The sequence below is a fragment of the Bacillus sp. FSL L8-0528 genome (assembly GCF_038593085.1).
Taxonomy (GTDB): domain Bacteria; phylum Bacillota; class Bacilli; order Bacillales; family Bacillaceae; genus Bacillus; species Bacillus paralicheniformis.
Genome location: NZ_CP151961.1, coordinates 1044049 through 1059886, shown reverse-complemented (window position 1 = coordinate 1059886; position 15838 = coordinate 1044049). Strand labels below are relative to the sequence as shown.

Below are 15838 nucleotides of genomic sequence, written 5' to 3'. Positions count from 1 at the left end.
TTTAGTAACAACCACCTAACAGACCTCATAATTTGATCTTGTGAGTACCCGGGGTATTTGACTTAATCTGACTTTGCTTATGTTTCATTCTTCTTTTATTGTGTTTTGGTCAAAAAATTTTACCGATGAAGGGGGATATTAAAATGCAACCATTCCATGATGAACTGCAGTCGTTGGAGATGGATCAATTCCAGGCAGAAGATATGACGCATTGGGATGCGGACCGTCATCACGCCAATGTTAAACACTGCGCAAGCTGCTGGAGCTGCGGAAGCTGTGCCAGCTGTTGGAGCTGCGCGGGCCACAGCTGCTGGAGCTGCGCGGGCCACAGCTGCTGGAGCTGCGCGGGCCATTGCTGCTGGAGCTGCGCGGGCCACAGCTGTTGGAGCTGCGCGGGCCACAGTTGTTGGAGCTGCGCGGGCCATTGCTGTTGGAGCTGTTGGCACGGAGGCATGTAGTTTTTTTATAAAAAAGAAGACTTCCCCTGCCTCTTTTGCCGCAGGGGTCTTCTATTGCATAAAGGACAAACGAAATTACATATAATGGTATGTCTTGTTTTTAAAACATGGAAGGAGGAAGAGCATGACACACCTGACTGCTTCCGCTCGCCTGAAAGTAAACCAGGATACATGGTTTCTTCCTGATCCGAACGGCGGCGCATATTTTAGAAATAACTCCGGGTCGTTTCGCATAAAAGGATCTTCGATTGCTCAATGGATCGAAAAACTTCTGCCGATGTTCAACGGGGAACATTCGCTTGAAGACTTGACAAAAGGGCTGCAGGCTCCGTACCGAAAGAGAGTATATGAAATCGGAGAAATGCTTTATAAAAACGGGTTCGTTCGCGACGTAAGCCGGGATCACCCGCACAAACTGGAAAGCTCAGTGCTTCAAACGTTTGAAGCCCAAATCGAATTTATTGAAAGCTTTGCCGATTCCGGCGCTTACCGCTTTCAGCTGTCGCGTCAAACCAAAATATCGGCTATAGGGACCGGCTCCTTTCTCACAAAATTGGTCCGGTCGCTGATCGATTCCGGTTTTTCAAGAATCCGTGCGATCGTGACGGATGCATCCGGGCACGCTTTAGACGAACTGGCAGAAATATCAGGGCAAACAGAAAGCGGACTGGAGATTGGCTGCGCCGAAACGCAACACTGGCGGGAAGCGGTGCGATCTGCCGATTGGGTTTTATATGTCTCTGATCTCGGCTTCACAGATGAACTCCGCGCTCTTCAAACGTTTTGCCTCGAAGAGAACAAAGGCTTCATACCCGGCATCTGCCTGAAACAAGTCGGACTGGCCGGCCCTGTCTTTCATCAACAAGGAGACGGCTGCCTGGAGGATGCCTGGAGGCGCCTCCATCGGTCTGCACTCCATGAAGAACGGACGCTTCGAACTTTTTCTTCGGCAGGAAAAGACATGCTGGCAAACGTTATTGTGTTCGAATTGATGAAAGCAACTGCTGAGCTTGCGCCATTATCTAAGAAGAATCAAGTGTACCTGATTGATTTGGCAACGCTCGAAGGCGGCTGGCATATGTTTCTTCCGCATCCGGACTTCGCTTGCGGCAAGGATTCGCCTGAACTCATCAGCGACCTTGAAGCGAAACTTTCGGAGCGCCCCGGAAGAGAAGCAGAAAGCCGGTTATTCCAATGTTTCAGCGAACTGACCTCACCCGTAACGGGCATTTTTCATCTGTGGGAAGAAAAACATTTGCGGCAGCTTCCTTTAGCACAATGCTTTGTTCAGACAGCAGACCCGCTCTCTTCCGGACCTGCGGAGCTTTTGCCTGAGACGGTGTCGGTCGGTTTGACCCATCAAGAGGCGCGACGGGAAGCCGGGCTGACGGGTATTGAAATGTATGCATCAAGGTTGACCCGTTCTTATCCGAATAACGGGGAGTTCGCGATCGCCGCCGGAGAAACGCTGGCTGAAGGCGTATTAAGAGGATTGGAGAAATGCCTGGAACACCGGTTGCGCGAACGGATAAAGAGCGGAAAAGAAACGATTTCCCTCGTTCAGCTGGGCGGGATGGAAGACCGGCATTCCTCATTTTATTTAGAAGCGCTGACAGTCTTGTACGGTAAACCGGAAATCGGTTTAGGAAAAAACATAGAAGGCTTCCCTGTCGCATGGGCGGGAATTCGCGGCCGCTGGTACGGAAGTTCCGGACTCAACATCACGTTGGCTCTCAGAAAAGCGCTCGAACGGGCGCTGACAGACAAAGATCCTTTGACAAACGCGGATGTTCTGCTGGAGCCTAGTGACCTGAAGCTCGCGATCCCCGTTTCGGCTGCTTTGCAGCAAACACTGCTTTCCGCCTTGAAAAACAACTGCGGCTTGGAGCTTTATGTCTATGAGCTGCCTGCTGAACCATTTTTAAAAGAAAAACTAGCAGGTATTTACTGCGTGCAGTTGCGAAAGGAGGAACCTTGATGAACCGCTGCATTTTGGTCGTTGGTGAAGGATTGTTGGCAGAAGGCGCATCACAACAATTATCTGCTGAATATAACGTGATCCGAAGGGCTGATTTTGAGAACAGCATACCGGAGGAGACTGCGTTCGCTCTTATGCTGCACGATGCTTGGCGGCCTTTATTATATCGCGAGGCCGAAAAGGTGCTAAGGGCGGCAGGGATTCCGTGGCTTCGCGGGTTTGCATCTTTTGGCGAAGGGGTCATCGGGCCGCTCGTTAATCCGTCAGCGTCAGGATGTTCCCAATGCGCCGATATGAGGCGGTATATCTCCGGCCCTGACAGCAGAGAGACGCTTGAACTGGAACAAAAAAGCAATGGTAAAAGCCGCGATCCGTGGGTTTCAAAGACCGGCTGCCGCCAGATGGTCAGCCTGATCTGCACAGAAGTCGACAACATCATGAACGGCGGGCGCGGCCGATTGAAAAAAAACCTTTACATCGTCAATTTGAAAACGTTAGATAGTTCGCTCCACGCTTTCATCCCGGAACCGACATGCCCTATATGCGGCAGTCTGCCAGAAGACGGAGCGGAATCCGCACGGATATCGCTTCGGCCCAGCCTGAAAACGAACCCGGACAGCTTTCGCGTGCGAAACACGGACGATTTAAAACAAACGCTCGCCAAAGACTATCTAGATCATAAAACGGGGATATTCAACGCCAAAATTTATGACGCGATTCTGCCGTTCGCCGATATGATCGTCAATATGCCTTTATGGACGGGAAATGAAGGGGTCGGAGGGCGGAGCCATTCGTATGAAGACAGCGAATTAACCGCCATTTTAGAAGGTTTGGAACGCTATTCCGGAATTGAACCGCGCGGCAAACGGACGGTCGTACATGACACCTACGAAAATGTAAAGGATCGTGCGCTCGACCCGGCAAAAGTCGGGCTTCATCAAGCCGAACAATACATGCATCCCGATTTTCCTTTCCAGCCATTTCACCCGGCTCGCCCGCTCCGCTGGGTATGGGGCTATTCATTTTTGCAGAAACGGCCGCTTCTCGTTCCTGAATCGCTCGCCTATTACAGCCTGGGGCGCGAAGACAGCTTCGTTTATGAAACATCGAACGGCTGTGCACTCGGAGGGAGTTTGGAGGAAGCGATTTTCCACGGCATATTAGAAGCGGCTGAGCGCGATTCATTTTTGCTTGCCTGGTACACCAGGCTTCCACTTCGGCAGCTGGATCTCGACTCTTCAGGAGATCCGGAATTACGCCTCATGACAGAGAGGGTGCGAAGTGTGGCGGGATATGATCTGCATGTCTTTAATTCAACGATGGAGTACGGCATTCCAAGCATTTGGGCGATCGCCAAAAACAGAAAACGGGAAGGATTGAATCTGCTTTGTTCCGCAGGCGCCCACCCCGACCCCGTAAAAGCGGTGAAAAGCACCCTTCATGAGCTGGCAGGCATGATGTTGAAGCACGACCGCAAATTTGAATCTGAAAGGAGCAAATATCACCAGATGCTCCGCAATCCTGCTTTAGTGCAGGAAATGGAGGATCACAGCTTCATGTACGGACTGCCCGAAGCTGAAGAGCGCCTCCGGTTTTTGCTGAATCAAAGCCGGCCTCTGCAAACATTCGACGATGCCTTTAAAAAAAGAAAGAAGCACCTTGATTTAACCGAAGATCTCTGCGACCTGCTTGAAGCTTTCCGAAGTCTCAACCTTGAAGTGATCGTCGTTGACCAGACTTCACCTGTTATCAAACGGAACGGACTATACTGTGTGAAAGTGCTTATCCCGGGCCTGATTCCGATGACATTCGGACAGCGCTTCATCCGCCTGGAAGGACTTGAGAGAATCTTCACGGTGCCGAAGGAGCTCGGCTTTGCGGAAGAGCCGTTAACACCAGAACAGTTGAACCTGCACCCGCACCCGTTCCCTTAAAATTTAAGAGAGTGGCTTTTTTTTCCGATTGTTCTGCTTTATGATCATAAAGCAGAACTTTTTAGGCGGTGGTTCATATGAAACAGGAATACAAGCGGCCGCTTCTTTTCATTGCTTCCCTTTTCACGGCCTTTTGCGCCGTTTATTTCGGCGGCAGACTGATCGGTTTCTATATGACGGAATACCCGAAATGGAACGGACAAAGCGCCGATGGAAATTGGGAGGCCGTGATCAAAAAGATAGAAGGCCGCGCGCTATTTGGCGGAGACCTCTACTGGACAGGCGACCGCGGGGAGCTGGACGATATATATTTGGAAAAATTGGTCGTAAGGTTTGGTGATGAAATCGTTTTGAACACCCAAGTCGAGACGCCGATGAGAGATTACGCGGGAGGCGAATTCCCCGGCGGAGGGTCAAAAGAACAATCCGTTTCTTTCTTGGAAGGGCTTGAAGAAGCCGAATTCGCCGGCCGCAAGGTAACGGTTCAATTGGATTGGCGAAAGGGCAAACAAGCGTCCCATACAGCATTTACGCTTGATAAAAGCTCATGGTAAAAGGCGGAATATCGATTAAATTCCGCCCACCTCAATTTTGCTTCGCATCGTCAGTTCTTCCTGCGGCCCCAAATCCCGAAATCCGGTCACATTCTTCGGCAGGTTGAGGTTCGGTGCATTCGTCATCCAAGTATATGGCTCTATACAAAGCAGGTCATCCTGATCAGATGTACCGTTAAACACGACCCAGTGCTTAAAATGACCGTCGCATTGGTAGCGGACGCGAATGCCGGCGAGGCTGTCCGCAATGACGGCAGCGCTGTTTCCTTCTTTGTCTTGTTCAGCTGCCAATATATCATCAAGTCTTTCTCCCGCTGCCATTTTTCCCGCTTTGAACTCCTCTGTCACCCGATACTCGCCTGTCGGCAGCATGCGGTCTGTCAGCGTCCATCGCTTTGAGGCAGGAAGAGTAAACAGGCACCTTTCTTTATCTCCTGCTTCGTTTAAAGGATAGCGGAAAGATGTGTGGTACCCCAATCCGATCGGCATCGGGTCTTGACCGCGGTTGACAGCCGATGCATCGATTTTCAGATGCTGTCCTTCTAACGTGTAGGTGATGGTGATGGAAAACGAGTGCGGAAAGATCGCTTTAATATCGGGATGATCATCAGAGTCAAGCTTCGTCTGCACGATGATCCTCTCATCTGTTGCCTCTACTTTTTCCACCGTCCATTTTTTATCGTAAAGAAATCCGTGCAGGTGGTTTTCGAGCGGCTGTTCATTGATCGGCAGCTCGTACGTTCTTCCCGCATATGTAAATCTTCCGTGATCGATCCGGTTGGGAGGAAAAAGAACAGGAATTCCGAATAAAAACGGATTCGCGTCATATTCTTCCTTTGTTTCAGGCGCTTTCAACAATTTCAAACCGCCCGGCTTCCACTTCAGTGAAATCAAATTGCTTCCCCACCCGGGCACAAGTACAGCCTCTAAATCATCATTTTCCAACCATATCGCTTCCTCATCTAAAAAACGGCTTTTAAGAACAGTGTAAGACATTCGCATTTCCCCCTATTTTGTGAAACGTGTATCAAGAACATGCCTATCTCCAATCTATTATATCTTAAAAAAGTCAGCGCTTTCAAAATAGAATGGGCGAACCTTTGAAAAATGTTTGAAATATTTTAATTTAAGTATATAATCTATTTTTCTGTTATAATACGTTTATGCACAAAAGCATCAAAGTATTAAAGAGAGATATTTCTTCTAATGAGGTGTGTGACTTGTCAAACGAAAAACGTCTATCGTTTTCCATATCGGCTCTATTGTTTTTGGCCATATTGTTCATTATTTTCACCTGCTTATTCATATTTAAAGCAGAAGCGCACATACCGCTGTTGATTTGCGTTGGTTTTTTAGCCGCGGTCGGCGCGGTGAAAGGCCATTCCTGGAAAGACCTTGAAAGCGGCATTGTCTCAGGCATCCGGAATGGCGTTCAGCCGATTATCGTCCTTTGTTTAATCGGCATCTTAATCGGAGTCTGGGAGTACAGCGGCGCGATTCCGACGGTAACGGTTTACGCGTTGAACCTGATTGAACCGCAGCACCTGCTGCTCACCGCACTTTTCAGCTGTCTTGTGATCAGTTCATTGGTCGGCTCCAGCTTTACGACGGTCAGCACGATCGGCGTCGCTCTCATCGGCGTGGCCGCGGCGGCCGGCGTTCCCCTGACATGGGCGGCGGGAGCTGTGATTTGCGGCGCCTGTTTCGGCGACAAAATGTCTCCGATGTCTGACACGACCAATTTTGCCGCAGGAGTCGGGGAGCTTCCCATTTTCAAGCATATTAGACATATGGCGGGAACGACGATCCCCGCTCTTTTGATCACGATTTTGCTTTTCTTTTTCATGGGCCGTTCTTTAACGGCGGCACCGGCTTCTACCGAAAACATTCAAGCGATCATAAACGGAATAGAAGGCACAGTCAACATCAGCGTCTGGGCGCTTCTGTCGCCTCTTCTTGTGATTGTACTTGCTGTCAGACGAACGCCCGTCATTCCGTCGCTTGCAGCGGGAATCGTTTCCGCCGGAATACTTGCCGCGTTGATACAGCCTGACGCCAGCATTTCATCGTTTTTGTCAGCGATGCAGAATGGCCCGGTTTTCTCAGCCGATACTGAAGCCGTTGAAAAGATTTTAAATCGCGGCGGCCTTCAATCGATGATGGGCTCTGTTTCTCTCATCATCATCGCATTCGCGCTCGGCGGTCTCATGGAAAAGATCGGCATGATTACAAGCCTGCTTGAAGGCGTAATCAAGGGCATTCATACGAAAGGCCGGCTTGTGTTCTCAACCGTTTCATCAAGCATCGGCATGAACCTGGCGACAGGAGAACAGTATTTATCGATCTTGATTCCCGGTCAGTCCTTTAAAAAGCTGTATGACAAGCTTGGAATCGACCGGAAGCATTTGTCGAGATCACTTGAAGACGGAGGGACATTAATTAATCCGATGATCCCATGGGGAGTCAGCGGCGCGTTCATGTCCACAGCGCTCGACGTTCCCGTCATTGAATATTTGCCGTTTGTGTTTTTCCTTTATTTATCGCCGCTCTTTTCGATTTTGTTCGGTTTCCGCAAATAAAAAAACGCCGTTTCCCCAGGAGACGGCGTTTTTCTTTGTTAAACCGTTTTGGCTGTTTCCGACAAAATGCTGTTTTGCAAAGCGGTCTGCACATTTTTTGTGAGCGGTCCGGGCGCTCCGGAGCCGATTGTTTGCCCGTCAATCGAGGTGACCGGAATGACTTCGGCTGTCGTTGACGTGATGAATACTTCATCCGCATTCAGCAATTCATCCTTTGTCACCGCTTTTTCTACATAATTCAAGCCGTTCTCTTCACACAGCTGAAGAACTTTCATCCGCGTGATGCCGTTTAAGATGAGCGTTGTCGCAGGATGGGTGTAGATAACGTTTTGTTTGACGACATAAACATTTGAAGACGTCCCTTCCGTCACCAAACCGTCGCGAATTAAGATCGCTTCGAATGAAGAAGCTTCATGCGCTTTTTGCTTGATCATGACGTTGTACAACAGATTTAAGCTTTTAATGTCGCACCTCAGCCAGCGCATGTCGTCCGCAGTAATAGCCGAAACGCCGTTTTGCTGTTCTTTTTCAGGCTTCTGAATAGGAAATGTATAAGCCGTCACCTGAGGCGTAAGCCCTGCTCCGTATTGATGCTTCCTCGGAGCTTTTCCCCTTGTCACTTGAAGATACAGCCCGCCTTCCCGCATCTGATTGATGTCGACGAGCTCTTTCAGCTGGCTTTTCAGCTCGGCTTCTGAAAAAGACAGGTCGATTCCGATTTCGGCTGCGCTTTTATATAAGCGGGCAATGTGTTCATCAAGCGTGAACAAAATTCCATTGTAAATGCGGATGACTTCATAGACGCCGTCTCCAAATTGGTAGCCTCTGTCCTCAATATCAACCGCACACTCGCTCCGTTCAATCAGCCGGCCGTTAAAAAGAACTTTCATTTCTCCATCCCCTTATTTTTGTTGACTTCTGAATTTTCTCCATTCCATTCTAACACGACCCTGCCGATCAAAATAGTGCAATATTTCCAAAAACTTTTTTCCGCCTTCAGGATCAAAAAAGCAGCATTCCTTATCGTTCAACATTTTCTCTTAAAATTTGATATATTTTTCCCTTCATCCTGTATTCATCTTCTTTCCAATCCTGTATACTTAGACATTGTGATCCATTATTTTATGAGACTAGCATTCTATCTCATAATGGAATCGGAACGAGAAAAATGATACGGAGAGAGTGACATGCGCCAAGTATCAAAAAAAACTGCCCCATCTGTAGCTTATTTGTTGACGAAAGCAGCGTGCTTTTTCGTGTTGTGTCTGATTCTCCTGTACGTGTGGGACCTTTCACAGTCCTCTGCCGCTACTGAGAAAAGAGAGCTTACGGTGTCGGAAAACAGCCAAATGAGGCATGAAGGAGACAGCGTTCCGCTCAAAAAAGCAACGCAAGGCGAACTTCTCGATCACTTGAGCACAAAACAGCAGATCGAAAAGCGCAAGCAGGAAAAAGAGAAGCAAAAAGCTGCTGCGGAAAAAAAGAAAGAAAAATCGAAGGAAAAAACGGTTTATTTGACGTTTGACGATGGGCCTTCAGCCGTAAGCCAAAGGCTGCTGCAAATTTTATCCGAACATGATGCTAAAGCGACATTCTTCATGCTCGAACCGAACATGAAGCTTCACAAAGAAGCCGTTCTCAATATGAAGCAGCAGGGCCATGCACTTGGACTTCACGGGGTGACCCATGACCAAAAGCAATTTTATAAAGGCGCCAATTCTCCTAATCTGGAAATGAAGCAGGCTCAAAAAACGCTGAAGTCTATCACCGGGGTTGAAACCCATTTGATCAGAACGCCGTACGGAAGCAAACCGTCGCTGACCGAAGCGCAGAAAAAAGTGCTGAAAAAGAACGGATTTATTTATTGGGACTGGAATATTGACAGCCTGGACTGGAAATACAGAAGCCAAAAATTCGTTCCGGAAGTCATGAACCAGCTGAATATCCTGGAAAAGCGGCAGACAAAACAGCCGATCGTGATCCTGATGCACGATATTCCTTCAACGGTTCAATCATTGCCGTTATTGCTGACAAATTTAAAAAACATGGGGTATTCATTTGCAACACTTGATGAATCCATGACACCCGTTCATGAATAACATCCATTGTCTGATCCCCTGATGAAGGGGATTTTTTTATTTCCTCCCTCGAGTGTGATTATCTGACACACTTGTTGCCAAAAAAACAGTTTTCTGATTATGATGCAGTTATCTTTATACCATGGGGTGGGTAAATGAAAATCGAAGAGTTGCATTCAACCGCGGAATATGCCAATCAATTGGCCGAGCTTCTCATCCGCGTCGTCGATGACGGGGCATCAGTCGGCTTTCTGCCTCCGCTCGAAAAGCGGCTGGCGGAGGCTTACTGGAAAACAGCCGTCGCACCGGATTCGGTTTTATGGATTGCCAAACAAAATGGCCGGATCGCAGGAAGTGTTCAATTGCACTTATGCACAAAACAAAACGGCCGCCACAGAGCGGAAATCTGCAAGTGAATGACAGATCCCGCCTTCAGGCGGCAGGGCGTCGCCAAATCGTTAATGCAAAAAGCGATCGACAGGGCGAAACAGGAAGGCAGATCTCTTCTCGTGCTGGATACAAGGGAAAAAGACCCCTCCAACCTCTTTTACGCTTCGCTCGGCTTTGCCGAAGCCGGACGCATTCCCGCATACGCGGAATCTGCAGACGGCGGATTCGATGCATCCGTTTTTTATTATAAAAAATTGTGATGAAGCTCAGAAAAAGGCGCTCCGGTCTGGAGCGCCTTTTTAACAGTTAAGCTTCCGAACAAACTCGGCAATTTTTTGATGGATGACAATATCGAACAAATGATCGTAAGGTGTCTCATCGAGATTGATCATCGCTTTCTTCAACCCGGGGATCAGGTGAGCTTCTTCAGGAACAAACCTGACAGGCGCCACTTCAAGTGAAGTGCCGATCACCAAAAGCAGGTCGGATTCGTTGAGGGCTTCAAAAAGCGTGTCGAAATGCTGAACGGCATCGCCGAACAGCACGACATCCGTTTTTAATATGAATCCGCATTCTCTCCCCTTGCCATTGACGCGATGGCACCTTGGCACTTCTTCTTGAAGAATGTGGTCAAGACCATAGCGCGCCCCGCATTTAGGGCATGCGGCTGTTTGGATCGAACCGTGCAGTTCATATACATGGCGGCTTCCCGCCTTGAGATGCAGTCCGTCGATATTTTGCGTGAACACCTTGACATCCTTACCGCTTTTCTCGAGTTCGGCTAAATAAAGGTGCCCGTCATTCGGCTGATAAGTTCCAGTTATTTTCATTTGAAAAAACTCTTTAAACTTCGGCCAAAACAATTTTGGATATCGTTCGTAATAATCACGGCTCATCGCTTCCATTCTTGACAGATCTTCCGTCCATATGCCGCCGGCTGAACGAAAATCAGGAATACCTGATTCCGTGCTCATACCGGCGCCTGTCAAAACGGTAATGCGCTCGGCATTTTCGATCAACTCCGCAAATCTCAGGGCTTTTTCCTCCATTTGGCTTGTCTCCCTTCCAAAAGCGTTACCTAAGCATTTCCTTGCTGATCTTTCATTTTCTTCAACTCAAAAAGGCTGTGCCCCGGAGAAACAAAATCAACCTGCTCCTCTTTCATAATATCAAGAATGCGGTAGTTGACATCCTGTCTGACGTCTAAGTTTTCGGCCCAGACCGTCGTATTGGTATAGTAGTTGAAGAAGATGCTTAAATGCGTATCCTTCAGGACATCGAAATTGACCATAATGACATCCGGGTTGACCCCTTCGTGCGACTTGAGCATTTCTTTGAAACGCTCCACACATCGTTCGACTTTCTCGCGCGGGGTGGACGGATCGATTTCGAGCGTAAAGGTGACCTGACGCTTTCGCATTTTCGTCCAGTTCATGATCGCTTCGTTAGCCAGCACCGAGTTGGGGACGGTCACGAGAGCTTCTCCGGCCGTGCGGACTTTCGTGCTTCTGAAGGATATATCTTCAACAGATCCGGTGACGATATTTGTTTCAATCCAATCGCCGATTGTAAAGGGCTTCTCCATAATAATGACAATTCCGCCGAAAAAGTTGCCGACAGTGTCTTTTGCCGCAAGAGCAAAAGCGAATCCGCCGAGCCCGAGTCCGGCAACAAATCCGTTGACATCATAATTGAACTCTCCGGCGATGACGCTGATTCCGAGCGCTACAATGATAAAACGGAGAATCTTGGACAGAAACGGCGCAAGAATATCATCCATATCAAGCTCAAGCCGCTTATTGATTTTATCGAACAAAACCGACGAAGCCGCCGTTAAGTTGTATAGGCCGCTTACAATGACCAAAATCACGGACACTCTGTACAGTTTATGAACGATCGCCATATGCCCATCAAAAAACGGGGAATAAATGATGGCCAGATAAATACCGAGTATCGCAAAAAACCACCGGGCCGGCTTTTCAAACGCCAGCACCACCTGATTGAAAAAGTCTGTTTTCGTCTTATTCGTCAATTTCAGTATCAGGTTGAATAAGTATTTCGTAAATATTTTTCGAAACGCGAAAAATAAAAGAAGGATACCGATGCTGATTCCGATATCGACAGCGAAATCTATTGTCATATACTTTTCGAACATTGCTTTCTCTCCCTTATTTCACTCATCAAGCTTTTATTATACTAAAACGAGCAAAAAATTTCTCACTTTATTGTGCGCCAAAAATATCCGTCGACACGCATAAAAGGCCGCCGAACACTTCGGCAGCCTGATGATCATCATATTTTATTGTTCCAGAGACAACGTGATTCGGGCAACACCGCTATTTCTTCTTCTGAGACTGTGTTTGATCAAGGAGAGTCGCTTTAAACATTTCAGCATCTGTTTCGATCTTAATCCGTTCTTCCACTTTAATTCTCCCTTTACCCATCATCTCGCCTCCTTTTGTCCATTATAAAATATCTGAATTTTTAGTAAATGATCCTTTTGTACCATTTTGCCGAAATTTGTCGCTTGCCTCTTCTCCTGCCTTTTGTCCGCTTCAGTCTAATGATTTACTTGCATCGCCAAAATCGGGTATCCTTGTGATGGAAAGATTTTATCAAGAGGAGCTGACATGCTTGCATATTATCGCACATCGCGGAGCCTCGGCTTACGCCCCTGAAAATACGTTTGCCGCTTTTGAAAAAGCGGTGGAGCTCGGGGCTGATTTTATCGAACTCGATGTACAGCTGACAAAAGACGGCAGACTTGCCGTCATCCACGATGACAAAGTTGACAGAACGACGAACGGTACCGGTTTCGTTCGCGAGTATACGATGAAAGAGCTCGAAAAGCTTGATGCGGGAAGCTGGTTCGGCCCGGAATTTCAAGACGAAAAAATCCCTTCACTTGAAGCTGTTCTGGGGAAGTATCACAACAAGACTGGCCTTCTCATCGAAATCAAGTCGTCCAAAACCCAGCCCGGAATCGAAAAAGCGGCGGGACAACTGATCAGCCGGTTCGGCCATTCGATGAACACGATTGTCCAGTCGTTTGACGCAGGCGCCATGAGGGCACTTCATCACATGTATCCTTCGATTCCGACCGCCGTTTTGATCAGACCGCGATTCGGAATGCTGCCGCGCGCCCGGCTGCGGCAAATCGCGGGGTTTGCCCAGTACGTCAGCCTGAAAGCTACGATGGTCAGCCCTTTTCTGATCAAATCGATTCACAGCTGTGATTTGAAGGCGCTGGCCTGGACGGTCAACGGGCAGAAAACGGGACGCCGCCTCAAAAGCTGGAAAATCGATGGGATCATTACCGACTACCCGGATTATTTTTGAGAAAGAAGGAAAAGTATGAAATCATCTGTTGCCGTTTTTATCGGGGGAGCCCTCGGCTCGCTGCTGCGCTACTTCGTCAATCTGCATGGCGGCACCGCCGGTTTTCCTTGGCCGACTTTTATTGAAAATGCGTCTGGAAGCCTTCTGCTCGGCCTTTTGACAGGTTTTTTTGCGGCTCGGGAAAAAAAGCCGCTCGTCCAGCTATGTTTAGGAACGGGGTTTTGCGGAGGGTATACGACAATGTCCGCTTTTTCTAAAGAGACCGTGTTTTTGCTGCAATCGGCCGCTCCGCACATCGGGGGTCTGTACTTGATGGCGTCGCTTGCCTGCGGGGTGTGCTTCGCATTTTTGGGCATCATGATCGGCAAAAGGATCAGCGGAGCGTCAGGGAAAGAAAAGGAGCGGTATCAATCATGATGGCAGTTGGATTTATGATCGCGGGAGGAATCGGCTCCGTTTTAAGATTTTGGCTCGGCAATATGCTCATGGCCATGTTTCCGCACCCACGCATTCCGGTCAGCGTGATGGTGGTCAATATTGTCGGCTCATTCGCCCTCGGCATATTCGTCAGACTCGGCATTGACAATCAAACGGTCTCTATCGTGGTCGGAACTGGATTTTTCGGAGGCTTCACAACATTTTCCACATTCAGCGTCGAAGCGGTTCAGCTTTTGGCTGCAAAGCGTGTAAAGGATTCAGCGGTTTACATGCTGCTCACAATGGCCTGCTCACTCGGGGGATTCTGGGCCGGCTGCATGCTGATTTTGTGAAAAGATGGTGTTATGATGAAACAATGATGCTCGTTCGGCTATGAACAGGCACTGGCGTGTGTATTTCCGTTTTTTCTTGCGCCCGCCGTCACAAAAGCGGTACCCCGCTACGTTTGATTTTAAGGAATACCACGTACACATTAAAGAATCCATTTTGAAGCATTCAAAATGGATTCTTCCCTTTTTACCCTTTTTCAATGGCCGCTGTTTGAAAGCTGTCCCAATTCGCAGAAATAACGTTCAAAACATCGTCTTTATCTTGGTAAGCTCCAATTTGTCCCCCGTCCATCGTCACTTTATACAGGGGAAACTCATTGTGTGTCAGACCGAGGCAGAGTGCGATGCCGGCTGCATGTCCCCGTGCCGTCTGTTCGATCCAGGCGGCGCTTTTCATTTTTGCCGAATCTTCGGGATGATCGATAAAGCCGTTCTCCGTCAATATGGCGTGCATCGCTGTTTCCCGGAGAACATGAAAGTTCGCCTTCTTCATTCCCCTGTCCCTGAGTCCGTTCTGTTTAATTACTTCGCCGTGAATGATCCGTTGATAAAGAGCGGTAACTGATTCATCGGTCAAGCCGCTGTAGATATAATCTTCATACCCGTACGCCGTACCGTCAAAAGCGTTTGTATGAATGGAGACAAACAAATCGGCCCCCCACGAATTGGCATCGTCTGTGCGCTCCTGAAGCGTGACCGTTTTGTCTGTTGTTCTGCTCAGCCTCGTCTCTGCGTTATCATACTCTTTTAATAGAATCTCATTGATTTTGAGAGCAATGGCAAGCGTCACGTCCTTTTCCTGCAAACCGTTTCCCGATGCTCCCGGATCACTTCCGCCGTGTCCCGGATCCAAATAAATCTTCATGTTCAATCTCCTCCTTTGATAATGGTTTCAAGACGTTTTTTGAACCGGAGTAAAATCCAACTGATGACAATCCAAGCCAAGTTCCGATCATCATATCTTCCTTCCAGTCCCCTGCGGTAAACAAGAGAGAAATCGAGATGCCGAAGACAATTGCACAGATGGGGAGAAATCGTTTCTGAATGCCGACAAGCTTTACCGTATGCACCAATCCCGTAATCAGCGGAACGAGCGCAATTTCAGAAAAATCCATGTTCTTCCTCTCCTTTCCTGAAGCGTTTGTCTCAAACAATGACCGGCATTTGTTTCATCACATGTGTCAAACCTCCCCGCTGTTTAAAGCTTGTCTTTATCATAAAAGAAAAGCTGCTCTCTCCCGTGTCATCATCGCGTCAAGAACCTGAAAAAAAACTGAAGCGGCGCAGAAAAGAAGGGCTTGTTTGAGACAAGCCCTTCCCGCATCCGTTAAATATTCGTGATCGCCGCCAAGCTGACAAGCAGCTTGTCCAGCAGCGATTTCTTCATTAAAAACAGCGTTTTTTCGCTGTAGCCGATTTCCATCGCGCATTTTCCCATGCTCCAATTGTGAATATACCGGCATTCCACCAGCTTGCGCTCGAGTTCATCCAACTCGGAGACAGCCGTTTCCATTGAATCAAGCAAAAATTGATAGAGCCTTTTTTCCGTGTCGATCTGATATTCAGCGTTTCTTTCTTTGACGGCGAGCCCGTTCTTTTGCTCCTTCTCCATCCTCCTTTCTAAATTGAGCACGGCGGCTTTGTAATTTTTCCAATTCCGCAAATGAAATTCGATCCGCTTAATATACGTTTTCCTTTCTTCCTCCGAAATGATTTCGTACCACAGCAAATCAATCACCCCTCAAACTGAACATTTGTTCC

The 15838-nt window shown here is 48.1% G+C and carries 16 protein-coding genes and 1 pseudogene; 9 read left to right on the top strand and 8 right to left on the bottom strand.

Features of this window, described 5'->3' with window-relative positions; all coding sequences use genetic code 11:
* Positions 1-582 precede the first annotated feature (582 nt).
* From MHI30_RS05325 to MHI30_RS05315, 3 genes are all read left to right on the top strand, one after another.
* Positions 583-2436: a putative thiazole-containing bacteriocin maturation protein gene (locus tag MHI30_RS05325; protein ID WP_075754765.1), complete on the top strand. Its 1854-nt coding sequence runs from the start codon at positions 583-585 to the stop codon at positions 2434-2436.
* Complete coding sequence (locus MHI30_RS05320) at positions 2436-4370, top strand: TOMM precursor leader peptide-binding protein (protein ID WP_075754763.1); 1935 nt, start codon at positions 2436-2438, stop codon at positions 4368-4370. The genes MHI30_RS05325 and MHI30_RS05320 overlap by 1 nt, the downstream gene beginning before the upstream one ends.
* 77 nt (positions 4371-4447) lie before the next feature.
* Positions 4448-4924, top strand: coding sequence for a DUF4944 domain-containing protein (locus tag MHI30_RS05315; protein ID WP_075754761.1), 477 nt, complete (start codon positions 4448-4450; stop codon positions 4922-4924).
* Between the two features lie 15 nt (positions 4925-4939).
* On the opposite strand, the gene MHI30_RS05310 is transcribed toward MHI30_RS05315, so the two are convergent.
* Positions 4940-5920: an aldose 1-epimerase gene (locus tag MHI30_RS05310; RefSeq protein WP_075754759.1), complete on the bottom strand. Its 981-nt coding sequence runs from the start codon at positions 5918-5920 to the stop codon at positions 4940-4942.
* Between the two features lie 224 nt (positions 5921-6144).
* Between MHI30_RS05310 and nhaC the strand changes: the two genes are divergently transcribed.
* Complete coding sequence (gene nhaC / locus MHI30_RS05305; protein ID WP_075754757.1) at positions 6145-7503, top strand: Na+/H+ antiporter NhaC; 1359 nt, start codon at positions 6145-6147, stop codon at positions 7501-7503.
* A gap of 38 nt (positions 7504-7541) precedes the next feature.
* On the opposite strand, the gene dat is transcribed toward nhaC, so the two are convergent.
* Entirely contained in the window at positions 7542-8393 is an 852-nt protein-coding gene (gene dat, locus MHI30_RS05300; RefSeq protein WP_073426253.1) for a D-amino-acid transaminase, read from the bottom strand.
* 297 nt (positions 8394-8690) lie between these two features.
* On the opposite strand from dat, the gene MHI30_RS05295 reads away from it, so the two are divergent.
* Both MHI30_RS05295 and MHI30_RS05290 read left to right on the top strand, forming a co-directional pair.
* Positions 8691-9602: a polysaccharide deacetylase family protein gene (locus tag MHI30_RS05295; RefSeq protein WP_003180166.1), complete on the top strand. Its 912-nt coding sequence runs from the start codon at positions 8691-8693 to the stop codon at positions 9600-9602.
* Between the two features lie 134 nt (positions 9603-9736).
* A pseudogene (locus tag MHI30_RS05290) lies at positions 9737-10231 on the top strand (GNAT family N-acetyltransferase).
* A 39-nt stretch (positions 10232-10270) separates the two neighbouring features.
* On the opposite strand, the gene MHI30_RS05285 reads toward MHI30_RS05290, so the two are convergent.
* The 3 genes from MHI30_RS05285 to MHI30_RS05275 all read right to left on the bottom strand — a co-directional run bounded on the left by MHI30_RS05285 (position 10271) and on the right by MHI30_RS05275 (position 12415).
* Positions 10271-11020, bottom strand: coding sequence for an NAD-dependent protein deacylase (locus MHI30_RS05285; protein ID WP_154495624.1), 750 nt, complete (start codon positions 11018-11020; stop codon positions 10271-10273).
* Positions 11021-11049: 29 nt separating this feature from the next.
* Positions 11050-12126: a mechanosensitive ion channel domain-containing protein gene (locus MHI30_RS05280; RefSeq protein ID WP_020450752.1), complete on the bottom strand. Its 1077-nt coding sequence runs from the start codon at positions 12124-12126 to the stop codon at positions 11050-11052.
* 181 nt (positions 12127-12307) lie between these two features.
* Positions 12308-12415: a YhdX family protein gene (locus MHI30_RS05275; RefSeq protein ID WP_003180159.1), complete on the bottom strand. Its 108-nt coding sequence runs from the start codon at positions 12413-12415 to the stop codon at positions 12308-12310.
* A gap of 190 nt (positions 12416-12605) precedes the next feature.
* Here MHI30_RS05275 and MHI30_RS05270 point away from each other — a divergent pair, with 190 nt between their 5' ends.
* The 3 genes from MHI30_RS05270 to crcB are packed head-to-tail and all read left to right on the top strand — an operon-like array spanning position 12606 to position 14080.
* Entirely contained in the window at positions 12606-13310 is a 705-nt protein-coding gene (locus MHI30_RS05270) for a glycerophosphodiester phosphodiesterase family protein (RefSeq protein ID WP_237562652.1), read from the top strand.
* Positions 13311-13325: 15 nt separating this feature from the next.
* Complete coding sequence (locus tag MHI30_RS05265; protein WP_020450750.1) at positions 13326-13727, top strand: CrcB family protein; 402 nt, start codon at positions 13326-13328, stop codon at positions 13725-13727.
* Entirely contained in the window at positions 13724-14080 is a 357-nt protein-coding gene (gene crcB, locus MHI30_RS05260; RefSeq protein WP_075754751.1) for a fluoride efflux transporter CrcB, read from the top strand. Before MHI30_RS05265 ends, crcB begins: the two co-directional genes overlap by 4 nt.
* A gap of 184 nt (positions 14081-14264) precedes the next feature.
* Here crcB and MHI30_RS05255 read toward each other — a convergent pair whose 3' ends face one another.
* The 3 genes from MHI30_RS05255 to MHI30_RS05245 form a co-directional block, all read right to left on the bottom strand.
* Positions 14265-14942: an N-acetylmuramoyl-L-alanine amidase gene (locus tag MHI30_RS05255; RefSeq protein ID WP_075754749.1), complete on the bottom strand. Its 678-nt coding sequence runs from the start codon at positions 14940-14942 to the stop codon at positions 14265-14267.
* A complete protein-coding gene (locus MHI30_RS05250) occupies positions 14905-15192 on the bottom strand; it encodes a hypothetical protein (protein ID WP_003180149.1) in 288 nt (95 codons plus the stop codon). The genes MHI30_RS05255 and MHI30_RS05250 overlap by 38 nt, the downstream gene beginning before the upstream one ends.
* A gap of 212 nt (positions 15193-15404) precedes the next feature.
* Entirely contained in the window at positions 15405-15806 is a 402-nt protein-coding gene (locus MHI30_RS05245) for a transcriptional regulator (RefSeq protein ID WP_075754747.1), read from the bottom strand.
* Positions 15807-15838 lie beyond the last annotated feature (32 nt).